We start from the raw sequence: 15,552 nt of genomic DNA, 5'->3' as shown, positions 1-15,552 counted from the left end.
GTGAGTACAGCTGTGGACGCCAGCAGGTCCGAGCGGGCCGCGTCGTACGAGGGGCCGCTGCTCGACGTCCGCGACCTGCACGTCGAGTTCGTCACCCGGGACGGCGTGGCCAAGGCGGTCAACGGGGTCGACTACAGCGTCCGGGCGGGGGAGACGCTCGCGGTGCTCGGCGAGTCCGGTTCGGGCAAGTCGGTGACCGCGCAGGCGATCATGGGCATCCTGGACATGCCGCCGGCCCGGATCCCGCGCGGGGAGATCCGCTTCCGCGGTCGGGACATGCTGAAGATGGGCAACGAGGAGCGGCGCAGGATCCGCGGCCAGAAGATCGCGATGATCTTCCAGGACGCGCTGTCCTCGCTCAACCCGGTGCTGACGGTGGGCTTCCAGCTCGGCGAGATGTTCCGCGCCCACCGGGGGGCGTCCCGCAAGGAGGCCAAGGACAGGGCCGTCGAACTGATGGACCGGGTGCGGATCCCGGCGGCCAAGCAGCGGGTGAACGACTACCCGCACCAGTTCTCCGGCGGCATGCGCCAGCGCATCATGATCGCCATGGCGCTGGCCCTGGAACCGGACCTGATCATCGCGGACGAGCCCACCACCGCGCTGGACGTCACCGTCCAGGCGCAGGTGATGGACCTGCTCGCGGAGCTCCAGGCGGAGTACAACATGGGCCTGATCCTGATCACCCACGACCTCGGCGTGGTCGCCGACGTCGCCGACAAGATCGCCGTGATGTACGCCGGCCGGATCGTCGAGACCGCCCCGGTGCACGAGCTGTACGCGCGCCCCGCGCACCCGTACACCCGCGGCCTGCTGGACTCCATCCCGCGGCTGGACCAGAAGGGCCAGGAGCTCTACGCCATCAAGGGCCTGCCGCCCAACCTGCTGCGGATCCCCCAGGGCTGCGCCTTCAACCCGCGCTGCCCGCGGGCGCAGGACCGCTGCCGGGCCGAGGTGCCGGAGCTGTACCCGGTCGCCGAGGACGACGGCGCCCCGCTGGCCGGGCGGGGCAGCGCCTGCTTCTTCTGGAAGGAGACCCTCCATGGCCGCTAACGGGTCCACCGCACTGGGTGCCGCGGTGCCGGAGGAGGCCGCCTTCGCCCAGGAAGTGCCGCGCGGCGAGCCGATCCTCGAAGTCCGGGACCTGGTCAAGCACTTCCCGCTGACCAAGGGCGTGCTGTTCAGGAAGCAGGTCGGCGCCGTGAAGGCCGTCGACGGGATCTCCTTCGACCTGAGGCAGGGCGAGACGCTGGGCGTCGTCGGCGAGTCCGGCTGCGGGAAGTCCACGCTGGCCAAGGTGCTGATGAACCTGGAGCCGGCCACCGGGGGATCGGTCCGCTACAAGGGCGAGGAGATCTCCCGGCTGTCCGGGTCGGCGCTGAAGGCCGTCCGCCGCAACATCCAGATGGTGTTCCAGGACCCGTACACCTCGCTGAACCCGCGCATGACGGTCGGCGACATCATCGGGGAGCCCTTCGAGATCCACCCCGAGGTGGCGCCCAAGGGGGACCGCCGCAAGGCCGTCCAGGACCTGCTGGACGTGGTCGGGCTCAACCCCGAGTACATCAACCGCTATCCGCACCAGTTCTCCGGAGGGCAGCGCCAGCGCATCGGCATCGCAAGGGGGTTGGCGCTCAGGCCGGAGATCATCATCTGTGACGAGCCGGTCTCCGCGCTGGACGTGTCGGTGCAGGCGCAGGTGATCAACCTGCTGGACAAGCTGCAGGGGGAGTTCAACCTCTCGTACATGTTCATCGCGCACGACCTCTCCATCGTCCGGCACATCTCGGACCGGGTCGGCGTGATGTACCTCGGCAAGATGGTCGAGATCGGCAGCGATGCCGAGATCTACGACCACGCCACCCACCCGTACACCCAGGCGCTGCTCTCCGCCGTCCCCGTGCCGGACCCGACGGCCCGGGAGTCGCGGGACCGGATCGTGCTCACCGGGGACGTGCCCTCGCCGGCCAACCCGCCGTCCGGCTGCCGCTTCCGCACCCGCTGCTGGAAGGCGCAGGACCGCTGCGCGGCCGAGATCCCGCTGCTCGCCTCGCCGTCCTGGCTGGGCGGGGCGGCCCGGCACGACTCGGCGTGTCACTTCGCGGCGGAGCGCGAAATCGGGCAGAGCGCGGCGGAGCGCGAAATCGGGCAGAGCGCGGCGGAGCGCGAGATGGGGCAGAGCGCGGCGGAGCGCGAGATCGGGCAGGGCGGTACCGAGCCCGGTTAGCGGCTCGCGAGACCCAGGGCGCGCCCCCGCACCGGGGGTGCGCCCTTTCTTGTGATGGAAAAGAGACGTGCCGCGCGATTCCGCAAGTGGGGTCGGGTCGTTGATAGTTGCTCTGCGCGTACAGGTGCTCGCCGCTGCGCTGGGGGAGGGCTGCTCGGATGGACATGGTGGAGGTGATCGGCGGCGGTCGGGAGAACCTGGTGCCCGGGACCCCGCTGCTGGAGGTCGACGACCTGCACGTCGAGTTCCGTACCCGGGACGGCGTGGCCAGGGCTGTCAACGGGGTGAGCTACTCGGTGTCGGCCGGGGAGACGCTGGCGGTGCTGGGTGAGTCCGGTTCGGGCAAGTCGGTGACCGCGCAGGCGATCATGGGCATCCTGGACACGCCGCCCGGGCGGATCACCGGCGGGCGGATCCTCTACCGCGGCGAGGACCTGCTGGCCATGGGCTCCAGGGCCCGGCGGTTCGTCCGGGGCCAGAAGATCGCGATGATCTTCCAGGACGCGCTGTCCTCGCTCAACCCGGTGCTCAGCGTGGGGTACCAGCTCGGCGAGATGTTCCAGGTGCACCGCGGCGCCAGCCGCAAGGAGGCCAGGGAGAGGGCCATCGAGCTGATGGACCGGGTGCGGATCCCGGCGGCCAGGCAGCGCGTCGGCGACTACCCGCACCAGTTCTCCGGCGGCATGCGCCAGCGCATCATGATCGCCATGGCGCTCTCCATGGAGCCGGACCTGATCATCGCGGACGAGCCCACCACCGCGCTGGACGTCACCGTGCAGGCCCAGGTGATGGACCTGCTGGCCGAGTTGCAGCACGAGTTCCACATGGGGCTGATCCTGATCACCCACGACCTCGGCGTGGTCGCCGACGTCGCGGACACGATCGCGGTGATGTACGCGGGCCGGATCGTCGAGACGGCCCCGGTGCGCGACCTGTACGCGCGCCCCGCCCACCCGTACACCCGGGGACTGCTCGACTCGATCCCGCGGCTGGACCAGAAGGGGCAGAACCTCCACGCCATCAAGGGCCTGCCGCCCAGCCTCCTGGAGATCCCGCAGGGCTGCGCGTTCAACCCGCGCTGCGACCGGGTGCAGGACCGCTGCCTGAGCGAACTCCCGCCGCTGGTGCCGATGGTGGACGCCGAGGGCGCCGAGCTGCCGGGCCGTCGCAGCGCCTGCCACTTCTGGCGGGAGACCCTGCACGGCTGAGGGCGCCGGGGCGCCGCCGGCGCCTACCGCTCGAAGCCGACGTTCTCCCAGACGATGTCGGACAGCCCCTGGGCGCCGATGTTGGCGAGGTTGGCGCGGGCGCCGTACAGCTGCGGGCGCTGGTAGAGCGGCAGCACGCCGGCCACCTTCCACAGCTCGCCGTCGGCCTGGTTGATCGCCTCGGAGGCGGTGGCCGCGTCGGGTGCGGCGGCGGCGCGGTCGAGGGCGGCGTCCACCGCCGGGCTGCCCGTGCCGACGTGGTTGGTGCCGCCGTTCTGGACGAAGTCGGCGCGGTTGCCGCTGGCCGGGAAGGGCGTGCCGAGCAGCGAGTACGCGGTGATGTCGAAGTCGCCGCGGTTGACGTACTTGTCGAAGAACTCGTTGGCGGCGGAGGTGACCGTGGTGACCTTGACACCGATGTCCTTGAGCGTCCTGGTGGCGCTGTCGGCCTCGCTCTGCGCCTGGGTGACGCCGGCCGGGACGACCATCCGCAGGTTCAGCTCGCGGCCGTTGCGCTTGCGGACGTCGCCGTCGAGCCGCCAGCCGGCCGCGTCCAGCTTGCGGGCGGCCTCGGCGGGGTCGTAGCGGCTGAGGCCGAGGGAGTTGTCCCGGTAGGCGTTCTGGTTGGCGACCAGCAGGTGGTTGTTGAGCGGGGCGGCTGGCCAGTCCAGGCCGTTCAGGTCGGAGCGGATGACGGCGTCCCGGTTGATGGCCTGGAAGACGGCCTGGCGGACGGTCGCGTCGCTGAGCGCCGGGGTGCGGGCGTTGAGGGTGAGCTGGCGGAAGTCGGGCCCGCCGGCCCGGCGGACGGCGGCGCCCTTGGTGCTCTTGATGGTCTGGTAGCCGGCGACGTCCGGGCCGTTGTTGAAGAGGTCGATCTCGCCCTTGGCGAAGGCGGGGGCCATGGCGTTGGGCAGCATGGCGTGGAAGACGATCCGGTCCAGCATCGGCTTGTCGCCCCACCAGGCGGGGTCGGCGACCAGTGTGATGGTCTGGGCGGCGCGGTCCAGCCGTTCGACCTTGAACGGGCCGGCGGTGACCGGGATCGCGTCCAGGTAGGCGGAGTTGAACAGCTCCGGGGTGGCGAGCCGGCTCGCGGGCAGCAGCGGGGCGTTGGCGGCGCCGTTGAACATCGACTGCCACTCGGAGAACGGCCGGTCGAAGGTCATCACCGCCTGGAAGTCGTCCTTGCCCCGCTCGACCGAGGAGACCTGTTCGAAGCCGGTGTTGCTGGCGGGCCGGTAGGCCGGGTCCTTCCCGTTCAGCGCCCGCCAGTTGGCTTCGAGGTCGCGCCAGGTGATCGGGGTGCCGTCGGACCAGTGGGCCTTCGGGTTGAGCGTCCAGACGACGACCTGCCGGCCGTCCCGCAGCTCCGCGTGGGCGTCTTGCAGGTAGGCCGGGTTGACGGTCTGGGTGCCGGCCGCGTCGGAGCGGAAGAAGGTCGGCAGCAGCGGCTTGCTGACGCTGATCGTCGAGGACTCGCTGCCGTCGGTCTGGATCGGCGACCACTGGCGGGAGAACTGGGCGATCGCCAGGTGCAGGGTGCCGCCCTGGCGCAGCTGGGAGCGCTCGCGCGGGTTGACGTCGATCGAGGTGAGCTTGGGGGCCCCGGTGGCGGACGGCCCGTCCGCGGCGGCGCCGCCCTGGCCGGAGGCGCACGAACAGAGCGTCAGTGAGAGCGACAGGGCGGTGAGACCGGCGAGCAGAGCCGTCCGGTGCTGGAGGCGGCGGCTCATCGGCGTGCTCCCCGAGGTGGCTGTGGCGGAAGGTGTGGCGTCACATCTTGCTGACCGGGAGGGGGAGTTGTCGAGGGGCGGGCCGGATGCTGGCCCGCCCCCCGATCGGTGCGGTCGTTGCTCAGGCGACGGTGAACTTGAAGGTGCGGTCCTTCTCGCCGGTCTTGTCGAGCAGCGAGGTGACGGCGTCCGCGACGTCCTGCGGGGTGATCGCGGCGCTCTGGCCGTTCTTCTTGACCTTCACCTTGTCGAACACGCTGCCCAGCTGGCCGTTCAGCGCGTCGAGGTCCCACTTGGGCACGATCTTGCCGGAGGCGTCCGGGACGAGCGTGAGCGTCTTGGCGGCGACCTGCTTGCCGAAGATCCACTTCTTGGCGCCGGCCAGGACGTACACGTTGCCGTTGAGCGCGGACTTGCCGAGGCTGTCCGCGGCGGCTTGCAGGGCCTGCGGGGAGACCTTGGGCTGGGCGGCCGTCACGGCGAGCGCGATCGGCTGCTCGGGCTTGCCGGCGGCGCGGTCGCGGTAGGCCTGCTCGACCACGTCGAGGGCGCTCGCCGAGTCGACGGCCTGGCCGGCCCGGCCGGGCACCACGACCGGGTCGCCGTTGTCGGCGAACTTGACGTAGCCCTCCTGAAGGCCCTGGCCCGAGCCGGAGGCCAGGGTGTCCAGGGCGGCCTTGAGCTTGGCCCGGTCCACCTTGACGTCCGGTGCGACCGCCTTGGTGCCGCCCTTCAGCGACTTGATGACGTCGACCGGGCTGTAGCTGTGCTGGGCGAGGCCGTCCACGGTGCCCGTGGTGTCGAAGCTCAGCCCGGCGACGGTCGGGTCGAGGTTCAGCGCCTGGTCGCCGACCTTCAGCTTGAGCGGCTGCTGGCCGGTCTTGCCGACGGTCTCGTCGAGCTGGTGGATCGCCTGGTCGCGGCTGTTGCCGCCGATGTCGGTGCCGAGCACCACGGTGCCCTTGGGGATGTCGGACTGGTTGAGCATCAGGCCGGTGCCGTACGCGGCGGCGCCGAGGAACAGCACGAAGCCGACGCCGTACACGCCCAGCTTGACCAGCTTCTTGCCGGCGCTGGCCTTCGGCTTGGCCTTGCCCTTGGTCTTGGCGGGCGCGGGCGCGGGCGCGGACTCGGTCCTGGCCGGCTGCGGTGCGGGCCGGGGGCCCGGGGCGGGGGTCGGCAGCGGGGTGAACTCGGTGGCCTCCGGGTCCGGTCCGGGCTGCTGCGGGTGCCCGGGGGCGGTACCGGGGGCGCCGGGGAAGAGCCCGCCGGGGGCCGGGTGGGCGAAGGCGTCCTGGCCCGGTGCGGCGGGGCGCTGGGCGGCGAACGGGTCGGCACCGGCCGGGGCCGAGGCGAACAGGCCGGGCTGCGGGCGGGCTTCGCCGCCGTGCGCGGCGCCGTTCTGCGGCAGGCCCGGTATGGCGGCGGGCGGCGGGGTGCCCTCGCGGATCGGCTCGAAGCCGTCGACCGAGGTGTCCTCCGGGTCCGTCGCGCCGGCCGCCGGGCCCTGCGGGCGGGCGCCCGGGCGCGGGCCCTGCTGCGGCCGTCCGTCGGACTGCCGGCCGTTGCGCCGGCCGCCGTTCTGCTGGGCGTCCTGCTGCGGGCGGTCGTCGCGCCGGCCGCGGGCTCCGGCCGGGGGCGCCATCGGGGCGAACGGGTCGGCGGTGGGCGGCGCGAAGGGGGAGGCGGCCTCGTACACGCCGGGCTCCTCCGCCGGGGCCTGCGCACCGTTCGGATTCGGGGCCGGGTTCGGGGCCTGGGCCTGGGCGGGCACCGGTCGGCCGTTCGGACGGGCCGCGCCCTGGGCGGGGCGGGCACCGTTCGGGCGGGCGCCGGGGGCCGGGGCGGCCGTCGGCCGGGGCTCGGCGGCGGCGGGCGCGGCCGGGGCCTCCGGCGCGCCCGGGGTGTTCGGGGCACCGGCCGGTACGGCGGTCGGCGCCGGCTCGGCCTTCTTCTGCCGGGGCCGGAACCAGGCGCCGGTGGACTCGGCCTCGGACGTCGCCGGCGGGATCGGCGGGACCTGCCACTCCGGCGGCAGTTCCGGCGGGGTGGCCGTGCGGGCGCCGCCCTCCATCACCCCGAGGACGGGGGAGGAGGGCGCGGACCGGTGCCGCGGGCCGCCCGGCTCGGGGACGGCCGCCGGGGCCTCCTCGCCTGGGCCGTCCTCGTTCTTGACGGTGCTGCGGACCACGACCGGCGGGATCGGGCGCGACCCGGGGATGTTGATCCGGACCCGGGTCGTCAGGGTGGTCTCGGTCTTCGGGCCGTCGTCCTCGCCGCCCGACGCGGCGCCCTGGGCGGCACCGGCCCGGTCGCCGCCCGGGAGCCCCGGTGTGCCGTAGGGCGGGGTGCCCGACGGGTAGGCGTCCGGACCCGTACGCCGGGGCGTCGGGTGGGCGTTGTCAGATTCGCGGCTGCTCAATGCTGCTCTGCTCCGGGTTCGCGGGCGGGCCGTGCGGCGCGACCGCGGTTCGTGGTCGCCGGGCCTGGGCGGGCGGCGGTCGGGTACGGCGTTCTGCGGGACCACCATACTGGGAAGAACAGAGCGGCGAACGGCTTCGGACAGATCCTGATACGTCCGGTTCCTCCGGTATGAGAGTACGGCCGCGCGCTCCTGACTGCGCGTCGTGCGCGGTGCGTACGTGCCCCGCGGGCGGGTTCAGCGCGGCGGGCCGGGCACGCCCGGGAACCAGCTGCCGCGGGTCGGCAGGGTGGCGCAGATCACGCCCAGGACCGAGCCGCCGAACAGCCAGCCGAGCGAGGTGGCGTTGGACCACAGCACGTTGTCGCCCTCCGGCCGGGGCACGATCACCAGCAGCATCGCCATGAACCAGCCGGCCGCGGGCAGTGCCGCGCCCAGCCGGGTGCCGGTGACCCGTAGGCCGCCGTAGAAGGTGGCGCCGGTCGCCGCGAGCGCCAGCAGGACCCCCACGGGCGGCCACAAGGCCTGCACGAAGGATCCGCAGACCGACACCGCGACACCCAGCAGGAAGAACAGGACGTAGGCCGCGATCCGGGCGGCGCGCGGGGGCTGAGGCTCGGCCAGCCGTTCCCCGCGGGTGCCGAGGACGGCCGCCGGGAACGAGCGGCGCGGCGGCCGGGCGGCGGCGGGCTCGGTCATCGGACGCTCTCCTCGGCGGTGGCGGTGGCGGTGGCGGTGGCGGTGGGCAGCGGGTCGGCGGCGGGCGACAGCCCCGCGAACAGGTCGTCCTCGGGCCGCTCCGGCCCGGCCTGGCCGCGTACCAGCTGGTAGTACTCGGTGGCGACCAGCGGCTGGCCGAGGTCGTTGGAGAGCGCGAAGAAGGCGCCGTCCACGGTGATCTGAGTGGCGTGCGCGGCCATCGCGGCGGCCTTGCGCCCGGCGTACGCGGAGCCGTCCAGCACGGTGGTGACCACCTCGTCGGCCACCACCCCGGGAACGTCGGCGGGCCGGGCCGTCCCGGGGAAGGACGCCCGGGCGGCGGTCTCGGCGAGCCCGGCCTCGATCACCGAGCGGGGCATCCGGTTCCAGTACACCTTGGCGATCCGCCAGGCCGGGCCCAGCTCCGGGCGGTGCGCCGGATCGGCCGCCAGCTCGTACGCGCGCATCGCGACCCGGTGCGCCTGGATGTGGTCCGGGTGCCCGTAGCCGCCGTTCTCGTCGTAGGTGACCAGCACCTGCGGCCGGACCTCGCGGACCACCGCGACCAGGTGGCCGGCCGCCTCGTCGAGGTCGGCCCGCCAGAAGCAGCCGGGCACGTCGTTGTCGGGCAGGCCCATCATCCCGGAGTCGCGGTAGCGGCCAGGGCCGCCGAGGAAGCGGAGGTCGGTGACGCCGAGCGCGCGCATCGCCGCGGTCAGCTCGCCGATCCGGTACGCGCCGAGGGTGCCTTCCCGATCGGCCGTCAGATGGGCCAGCCCGGGCGGGATCACCTCGCCGCCCTCGCCGAGGGTGCAGGTCACCAGGGTGACCTGGGCGCCCTCGGCGGCGTACCGGGCCATGGTGGCGCCGTTGCCGATCGACTCGTCGTCGGGGTGGGCGTGCACCAGGAGCAGGCGGCGGCCGGTAGTCGCGGTCATGGGAGGAAGCCTAACGACCGCCGTGGCGGGGTCAGAGCTTCAGGCCGTTGATCATCCCGGCGAGGTTGCTGGTGACCTGGCTGATCGACGGCGCGATCGAGCTGGACGCCAGGTAGAAGCCGAGCAGCGCGCAGATGATCGCGTGCGCGAGCTTCAGCCCGGAGCGGCGGATCAGTACCACCACGATGACCAGCATCAGCATGGCTGCGGAGACGGACAAAGCCATGTCGGCTCACACCCCTTCTCGGGTGCGCCACCCCCTGGGGAGGGTGACGGTGGGACCGTACGGGACTTGCGGTCGGGCGACCGTGGCCGGGACGGGCCCGACGATCACTCGCCCGACCAGTCATACCCGATGAGTAAGGGGAGCATTACATTCGGTGAGTCTCCACACGCCGGGGTACGGAGGCACTCGTAGGGCGCATGGGCCGGTCGGAGGGGGTATGGGCGCCTTTGGGGCGTACTCGGGAACGATGCTCCGAACGAGTGATCACCGGCGCCCGGCAGCGGGAGTACGGCGTCGTAGGGTCTGGTGCCATGACCTCCCACACCCCTGCGGACACCTTCCCCCGGCAGTACGCGCGGACCCTGCGCTACACCGTCGGCGCGCCCCGCTCCTTCTCCGTCGCACCGGACGGCTCGCGGGTCGTCTTCCTGCGCTCCCGATCGGGCGGCGACCGGGCCAACCTGCTCTGGACCCTCGACACCGCCACCGGCGAGGAGCGGATCGCCGCCGACCCGGCCGTGCTGCTCGGCGGCGGCGAGGAGGACCTCTCGCCCGCCGAGAAGGCCCGCCGCGAGCGCAGCCGCGAAGGCTCGGCCGGCATCGTCGGCTACGCCCTGGACGCGGCCGGCCGGCTGGCCGCCTTCGCCCTCTCCGGCCGGCTGTTCACCGCCGACCTGGCCACCGGCGCCACCGCTGAACTGCCCGCCCAGGGCCCGCTGCTGGACCCGCGGGTCTCCCCGGACGGCAGCCACGTCGCCTACGCCAACACCGCCGGCGAACTGCGCCTCACCCGCGCCGACGGCACCGCCGACCGGGTGCTCGCCGAGCCCGACGGCCCGAACGTCACCTGGGGGCAGGCCGAGTTCATCGCCCAGGAGGAGATGAGCCGCGACCGGGGCTTCTGGTGGTCCCCCGACGGCGACCGGCTGCTGGTCGAGCGCGCCGACGACACCCCGGTGCGCCGCTGGTGGATCGCCGACCCGGCCAACCCGCAGCGCGAGCCCGCCGAGGTCGCCTACCCGGCCGCCGGCACCGCCGACGCCGAGGTCGGCCTCTGGGTGCTCGACCTGGACGGCGGCCGCACCGAGGTGGTCTGGGACCGCACGGCCTTCCCGTACCTCGCCCGGGTGCACTGGTCCGCGGGCGGCGTGCCGCTGCTGCTCGTCCAGGCCCGCGACCAGCGCAGCCAGCTGGTCCTCGGCCTCGACGTGGCCACCGGCGCCACCGAGGTGCTGTTCGAGGAGCGCGACGACGCCTGGCTGGAGCTGTTCCAGGGCGTCCCGGCCTGGACCCCGGACGGCAAGCTGGTCCGGATCTCCGACGAGGGCGGCGTGCGGGCGCTGGTGATCGGCGACCAGGCCGTCACCGGGGCCGACCTGCACCTGCGCTCGGTGGTCGCCGTCACCGACGCCGAGGTGCTGTTCACCGCCTCCGGCGGCGCCGCGGAGACCGACCCCGAGCCCGGCTGGATCGCCGTCGGCCGGATCAGCCACGACGGCAAGCGGCTCGGCTGGGAGTCCGCCAACGGCCGTCCGTTCACCTCCGTCACCAGCGCCGTGCACGCGGGCGGGATCACCGTGCGCGCCACCGCCGAGCCCGACCTGCCCGGCACCCTCGTCCAGGTCGCCCGCGACCTGCCCGAAGGCGTGGTCGTCGACGACGTCGCCACCATCGCCTCCTACGCCGAGACCCCGGTCATCACCGCCCGCCCGGTGTTCCGCTTCGCCGGCGAGCGCCGCATCCCGGCCGCGGTCTTCCTGCCCACCGGCTACGACCGCGAGCGGGACGGCCTGCTGCCCGTCCTGATGGACCCGTACGGCGGCCCGCACGGCCAGCGCGTCGTCCAGGCGCACAACCCGCACCTCAACTCGCAGTGGTTCGCCGACCAGGGCTTCGCCGTGGTCGTCGCCGACGGGCGCGGCACCCCCGGCCGCAGCCCGGCCTGGGAGAAGTCCATCGCCTTCGACTTCGCCGGGGCCACCCTCGACGACCAGGCCGACGCGTTGCAGGCGCTCGCCGAGGAGTTCCCGCTGGACCTCGGCCGGGTCGCCATCCGCGGCTGGTCGTACGGCGGCTACCTCTCCGCGCTCGCCGTGCTGCGCCGCCCCGACGTCTTCCACGCGGCCGTCGCCGGCGCGCCGGTGACCGACTGGGAGCTGTACGACACCCACTACACCGAGCGCTACCTCGGCCACCCGGCCGAGCGGCCCGAGGTGTACGCGGCCAACTCGCTGACCGGCTACGCCGCCGGGCTGGAGCGGCCGCTGATGATCATCCACGGCCTGGCGGACGACAACGTGGTCGCCGCGCACACCCTGCGGCTGTCCTCCGCGCTGCTCGCGGCCGGCCGCCCGCACACCGTGCTGCCGCTGTCCGGTGTCACGCACATGACGCCGCAGGAGGAGGTCGCGGAGAACCTGCTGCTGCTCCAGGTCGACTTCGTGAAGCGCGCGCTGGGCCTCTGACACCCAGCCTGACCTGCGGTCGTGCGGCCGGTACCCCTGACCCGGGCACCGCCCGCAGCCATGACATCCGTCATACCGAAGGCACGACGGCGGACACTGCCGCCGCACCCCGCCCGCACGGGACTCTGAGGTGGTGCGAACGACACCGATCGCGACACCGATCGCGACCACGGGCGCGACACCACCAGGGGAGAAGAACGGGACGATGAGCACCGAAGTGGCCGCCTTCCGCGGCGTCGGCAAGAGCTACGGGCGGGTGTGCGCCGTGGACGACCTCAACCTCGTGCTGCGCCCGGGCGAGACCGTCGCCCTGCTCGGCCCGAACGGCGCCGGCAAGTCCAGCAGCCTTGACCTGCTGCTCGGCCTGCGCCAGCCCGACCAGGGCAGCGTCACGCTGTTCGGCGGCACCCCGCGGGAGGCGATCGCGGCCGGCCGGGTCGGCGCGATGCTGCAGAGCGGCGGGCTGATGGCCGACGTCAAGGTCCGCGAACTGGTCGAGCTCGCCCGCGACGTGCACCCGCGCGGCCGGTCGGTCGAGGAGGTGCTGGCCGACGCCGGGATCACCGAACTGGCCGAGCGCCGGGCGGACAAGCTGTCCGGCGGCCAGGAACAGCGGGTCCGCTTCGCGCTCGCGATCGCGGGAGACAGCGACCTGATCGTGCTGGACGAGCCCACCACCGGCATGGACGTCACCGTCCGGCAGGCGTTCTGGGCGAGCATGCGGGCGCAGGCCGACGCCGGGCGCACGGTGCTGTTCGCCACCCACTACCTGGAGGAGGCGGACTCGATCGCCGACCGCGTCCTCGTCCTGCACCGGGGCCGGCTGATCGCCGACGGCAGCTCCGCCGAGATCAAGGCGCGCGCCGGAGCCCGTCGGGTCGCCTTCGAACTCCACGACGCGGACGGGGAGTTCGACGAAGGCGTGCTGCGCCTGCTGCCGGGCGTGCAGTCCCTGGACGTCACCGCCCGGGTGCCGGGCGTGCGGACCGTCCGGATCCGCACCGCGGACGCCGACGCCAGCGTCGCCGGGCTCTACCGGGCGGGCCTGTACCCGCGCGGGCTGGAAGTCACCGGCCTCGGCCTGGAACAGGCCTTCCTGACCATCACCGGCGCGCAGGACCAGCGCGAGGACGCGAAGGAGACCGTGCGATGACCACCCTGATCCGGCTGGAGATCCTGCGGACCTTCCGCAACCGGCGCTACCTGGTCTTCACCATCGCCTTCCCGGCGCTGATGTACTTCTTCTTCACCCACGCCTACGGCTCCTCCCCACTGGCCGGCGGCCTGTCGGCGAAGACCTACTTCATGGTCTCGATGGCCACCTTCGGCGCGGTCGGCGCGGTGCTCACCGGCAGCGCGCAGCGGATCTCGCTGGAGCGCAAGAGCGGCTGGGTGCGCCAGCTGCGGCTCACCGCGCTGCCCGGCCGGGCGTACACCCTCGGCAAGATCGCCGCGAGCTCGGTGACCACGCTGCCGGCGATCCTGGTGGTCTTCGCGCTCGGCGCGGTCCAGGGCGTGTCGCTCGGTGCGGCGCAGTGGGCCGGTCTGGCGGCGGCGCTGTGGCTGGGCAGCTTCGTGTTCGCGGCGCTCGGGGTCGCGCTCGGGTACGCGGCGGCGCCGGACTCGGTGCAGACCATCGTGATGATCACCTACATGGTGATGGCGCTGTTCGGCGGGACGTGGTTCCCGGTGAGCGGCTCGCTGGAGAAGTTCGCCCGGTTCAACCCGGTATACCTGTACAACCAGCTGGCCGCGTTCACCCAGCCCGGGCACTCCCTGGACACCGGCGCGGTCGCCGGGCTGGCCGCCTTCCTCGCGGTGTTCGTCGTCGCCGCGGCGGCGCTGTACCGCCGCGACACCCGCCAGGCATGATGACCGGCATGACCGAGCCGCGCCAGACCCGCCGATCCGACGAGCAGCCGGAGGCGGGTCCGGCGCGCACGTCGTTCATGACCGTCCCGGGCTCGCCGATCGAGACCAGGCGGCAGCTGCTGGTCAAGGTCAGCTGGATGCTGCTGTGGACGATCTACCTGGCCTACCCGGTGGGCAACCTGCTGCACGGCGGGCACGGGACGGCCGCCCGGGTGTTCGGCTGGCTCTGCCTGGCGGTCTTCGTCGGCAGCTACGTCCTGCTGGTGATCTTCCGCTCGATGGTCGGGATGCGGCCCCGGGCCTGTCGGCTGATCGTCGCGATGATGGTCGTGCTCGCGAGCGTCTCGGCCTTCGTCCTCGGTGAGGCCTTCCTGACCCTCTTCACCTACGCCTCGGTGTGCGTCGCCGTGATCCTGCCGGTGCGCTACGCGCTGCCCGGTGTCGCCGCCATGGCCGCGCTCACCGCCACCGTCGGCGTGCTGAGCCACGCCGGCGGCGACACCATCCCCACCCTGGCCCTCACCTCCTTCCTCGCCGGCGCCGCGATGACCGGCATGCAGCGGCTGGTCGCCACCATGAAGGAACTGCGCGAGGCCCGCGCCGCCGTCGCCCACCTGGCCGCCTCCGAGGAACGGCTGCGCCTCTCCCGCGACCTGCACGACCTGCTCGGGCACTCGCTGTCGCTGATCACGCTGAAGAGCGAACTGGCCGGGCGGTTCATGGACGCCGGCAAGGACGAGGCGGCGCGGGCGCAGGTCGCCGACATCGAGCAGGTCGCCCGGCAGTCGCTGATCGACGTCCGGGAGGCGGTGACCGGTTTCCGCCGCCCCACCCTGCCGGTCGAACTCGCCGCCGCCCGCACCGCGCTGGCCGCCGCACAGGTCAGGCTGGAGGCCGCGCCGGAACTGGCCGACACCTGGCCGGGGCTTGCCGACGAGGAGGCGGGCGCGCTGGCCTGGGCACTGCGCGAGGCCGTCACCAACATCGTCCGGCACGGCGAGGGCGCCACCGTCTGCACCGTCACGGCCGACGAGAGCTGGGAGGGCGGCGGCGAGCGCTACGCCGTCCTGGAGATCGCCGACAACGGGCGCGGACCGGGCAAGTCCCAGCCGGGCAACGGGCTTTCGGGCCTGGAGGAGCGGCTGGCCCTGGTCGGCGGGCGGCTGGAGGCCGGGCCGGGCGAGCGGGGCCGGGGCTTCCGGCTCCGGGCCTTCGTCCCGCTGCGGACGGTCACCGCGCCGGCCGGCACGGAACCCGGCCGGTCGGGTTGACCGTCCTCCCCGGCATGGCTACCGCACTCATCCTCGGTTTCGACCCGCACACCGTCCCCGGCATGGACGGCGACGGCCTGCGGGCCGTCCTCGACGCCGAACTCGCCCGCTTCGCCGACCACGGCATCGACGCGGAGATGGCCCTGGTCGCGCCCGACGAGACGGCCGGGCCCGCGATCACCGCCGCCCTCGCCGACCGGGACTGGGACGTCGTCGTCATCGGCGGCGGCATCCGCAAGCCCGAACCCGCCCTGCCCTTCTTCGAGCTCGTCGTCAACCTCGTCCGCCGCCACGCCCCGCAGGCCGCCATCGCCTTCAACACCAGTGGCTCCGACAGTGTCGAGGCCGCGCAGCGCTGGCTCTGACCCGCGTCCGGGGGGGGGGGGGGGGGGGGGGGGGGGGGGGGGGGGGGGGGGGGGGGTGGCGGGAGGGGTGCGTGCGCAGGATCGAGGAGGAGTGGGGCGACATGACTCCGAAGTCCGCCCGGC

13 protein-coding genes are annotated in these 15,552 nt (G+C 73.5%); 8 read left to right on the top strand and 5 right to left on the bottom strand.

Going from position 1 to position 15,552, the window contains the following annotated elements:
- The 3 genes from AC07BF_RS12945 to AC07BF_RS12935 all read left to right on the top strand — a co-directional run bounded on the left by AC07BF_RS12945 (position 1) and on the right by AC07BF_RS12935 (position 3,435).
- Positions 1–1,053: an ABC transporter ATP-binding protein gene (locus tag AC07BF_RS12945; RefSeq protein WP_363621425.1), complete on the top strand. Its 1,053-nt coding sequence runs from the start codon at positions 1–3 to the stop codon at positions 1,051–1,053.
- Positions 1,043–2,227 (top strand): ABC transporter ATP-binding protein, encoded by a 1,185-nt coding sequence (locus AC07BF_RS12940; protein WP_478333361.1) that lies wholly within the window; start codon positions 1,043–1,045, stop codon positions 2,225–2,227. Before AC07BF_RS12945 ends, AC07BF_RS12940 begins: the two co-directional genes overlap by 11 nt.
- A 158-nt stretch (positions 2,228–2,385) precedes the next feature.
- Positions 2,386–3,435, top strand: coding sequence for an ABC transporter ATP-binding protein (locus AC07BF_RS12935; protein ID WP_478333360.1), 1,050 nt, complete (start codon positions 2,386–2,388; stop codon positions 3,433–3,435).
- Between the two features lie 23 nt (positions 3,436–3,458).
- Here the strand turns inward: AC07BF_RS12935 and AC07BF_RS12930 are convergent, their stop codons facing one another.
- The 5 genes from AC07BF_RS12930 to AC07BF_RS12910 all read right to left on the bottom strand — a co-directional run bounded on the left by AC07BF_RS12930 (position 3,459) and on the right by AC07BF_RS12910 (position 9,456).
- Positions 3,459–5,171: an ABC transporter family substrate-binding protein gene (locus AC07BF_RS12930; RefSeq protein WP_371517235.1), complete on the bottom strand. Its 1,713-nt coding sequence runs from the start codon at positions 5,169–5,171 to the stop codon at positions 3,459–3,461.
- A gap of 121 nt (positions 5,172–5,292) precedes the next feature.
- Positions 5,293–7,593 carry a peptidoglycan binding domain-containing protein gene (locus AC07BF_RS12925; RefSeq protein WP_478333359.1) on the bottom strand — a complete coding sequence of 767 codons (2,301 nt, stop codon included), beginning with the start codon at positions 7,591–7,593 and terminating at the stop codon, positions 5,293–5,295.
- A gap of 237 nt (positions 7,594–7,830) precedes the next feature.
- Entirely contained in the window at positions 7,831–8,292 is a 462-nt protein-coding gene (locus tag AC07BF_RS12920; protein ID WP_363585417.1) for a DUF6113 family protein, read from the bottom strand.
- Entirely contained in the window at positions 8,289–9,230 is a 942-nt protein-coding gene (mshB, locus tag AC07BF_RS12915; protein WP_478333358.1) for an N-acetyl-1-D-myo-inositol-2-amino-2-deoxy-alpha-D-glucopyranoside deacetylase, read from the bottom strand. The genes AC07BF_RS12920 and mshB overlap by 4 nt, the downstream gene beginning before the upstream one ends.
- 31 nt (positions 9,231–9,261) lie before the next feature.
- Positions 9,262–9,456, bottom strand: coding sequence for a DUF2304 family protein (locus tag AC07BF_RS12910; protein ID WP_063347949.1), 195 nt, complete (start codon positions 9,454–9,456; stop codon positions 9,262–9,264).
- A gap of 311 nt (positions 9,457–9,767) precedes the next feature.
- Between AC07BF_RS12910 and AC07BF_RS12905 the strand changes: the two genes are divergently transcribed.
- From AC07BF_RS12905 to AC07BF_RS12885, 5 genes are all read left to right on the top strand, one after another.
- Complete coding sequence (locus tag AC07BF_RS12905; protein ID WP_363585415.1) at positions 9,768–11,921, top strand: S9 family peptidase; 2,154 nt, start codon at positions 9,768–9,770, stop codon at positions 11,919–11,921.
- A 205-nt stretch (positions 11,922–12,126) separates the two neighbouring features.
- Entirely contained in the window at positions 12,127–13,074 is a 948-nt protein-coding gene (locus tag AC07BF_RS12900) for an ABC transporter ATP-binding protein (RefSeq protein ID WP_478333357.1), read from the top strand.
- Positions 13,071–13,793: an ABC transporter permease gene (locus tag AC07BF_RS12895; RefSeq protein ID WP_363585413.1), complete on the top strand. Its 723-nt coding sequence runs from the start codon at positions 13,071–13,073 to the stop codon at positions 13,791–13,793. The genes AC07BF_RS12900 and AC07BF_RS12895 overlap by 4 nt, the downstream gene beginning before the upstream one ends.
- An 8-nt stretch (positions 13,794–13,801) precedes the next feature.
- Complete coding sequence (locus AC07BF_RS12890) at positions 13,802–15,064, top strand: sensor histidine kinase (protein ID WP_363629545.1); 1,263 nt, start codon at positions 13,802–13,804, stop codon at positions 15,062–15,064.
- Positions 15,065–15,078: 14 nt separating this feature from the next.
- A complete protein-coding gene (locus AC07BF_RS12885; protein ID WP_363629543.1) occupies positions 15,079–15,429 on the top strand; it encodes a hypothetical protein in 351 nt (116 codons plus the stop codon).
- Positions 15,430–15,552: the final 123 nt, after the last annotated feature.

Source organism: Kitasatospora sp. NPDC043950 (genome assembly GCF_056435345.1).
The sequence above is the reverse complement of the archived record's forward strand: the minus strand, read 5'-3'. Positions and strand labels throughout refer to the sequence as shown.

What these genes read in the sequence shown, in the direction of transcription:
- AC07BF_RS12910 (WP_063347949.1), bottom strand. Translation starts at nt 9,456, where the DNA reads ATGGCTTTGTCCGTCTCCGCAGCCATGCTGATGCTGGTCATCGTGGTG.
- AC07BF_RS12895 (WP_363585413.1), top strand. Translation starts at nt 13,071, where the DNA reads ATGACCACCCTGATCCGGCTGGAGATCCTGCGGACCTTCCGCAACCGG.
- AC07BF_RS12900 (WP_478333357.1), top strand. Translation starts at nt 12,127, where the DNA reads ATGAGCACCGAAGTGGCCGCCTTCCGCGGCGTCGGCAAGAGCTACGGG.
- AC07BF_RS12920 (WP_363585417.1), bottom strand. Translation starts at nt 8,292, where the DNA reads ATGACCGAGCCCGCCGCCGCCCGGCCGCCGCGCCGCTCGTTCCCGGCG.
- AC07BF_RS12935 (WP_478333360.1), top strand. Translation starts at nt 2,386, where the DNA reads ATGGACATGGTGGAGGTGATCGGCGGCGGTCGGGAGAACCTGGTGCCC.
- AC07BF_RS12930 (WP_371517235.1), bottom strand. Translation starts at nt 5,171, where the DNA reads ATGAGCCGCCGCCTCCAGCACCGGACGGCTCTGCTCGCCGGTCTCACC.
- mshB (WP_478333358.1), bottom strand. Translation starts at nt 9,230, where the DNA reads ATGACCGCGACTACCGGCCGCCGCCTGCTCCTGGTGCACGCCCACCCC.
- AC07BF_RS12890 (WP_363629545.1), top strand. Translation starts at nt 13,802, where the DNA reads ATGACCGAGCCGCGCCAGACCCGCCGATCCGACGAGCAGCCGGAGGCG.
- AC07BF_RS12940 (WP_478333361.1), top strand. Translation starts at nt 1,043, where the DNA reads ATGGCCGCTAACGGGTCCACCGCACTGGGTGCCGCGGTGCCGGAGGAG.
- AC07BF_RS12905 (WP_363585415.1), top strand. Translation starts at nt 9,768, where the DNA reads ATGACCTCCCACACCCCTGCGGACACCTTCCCCCGGCAGTACGCGCGG.
- AC07BF_RS12885 (WP_363629543.1), top strand. Translation starts at nt 15,079, where the DNA reads ATGGCTACCGCACTCATCCTCGGTTTCGACCCGCACACCGTCCCCGGC.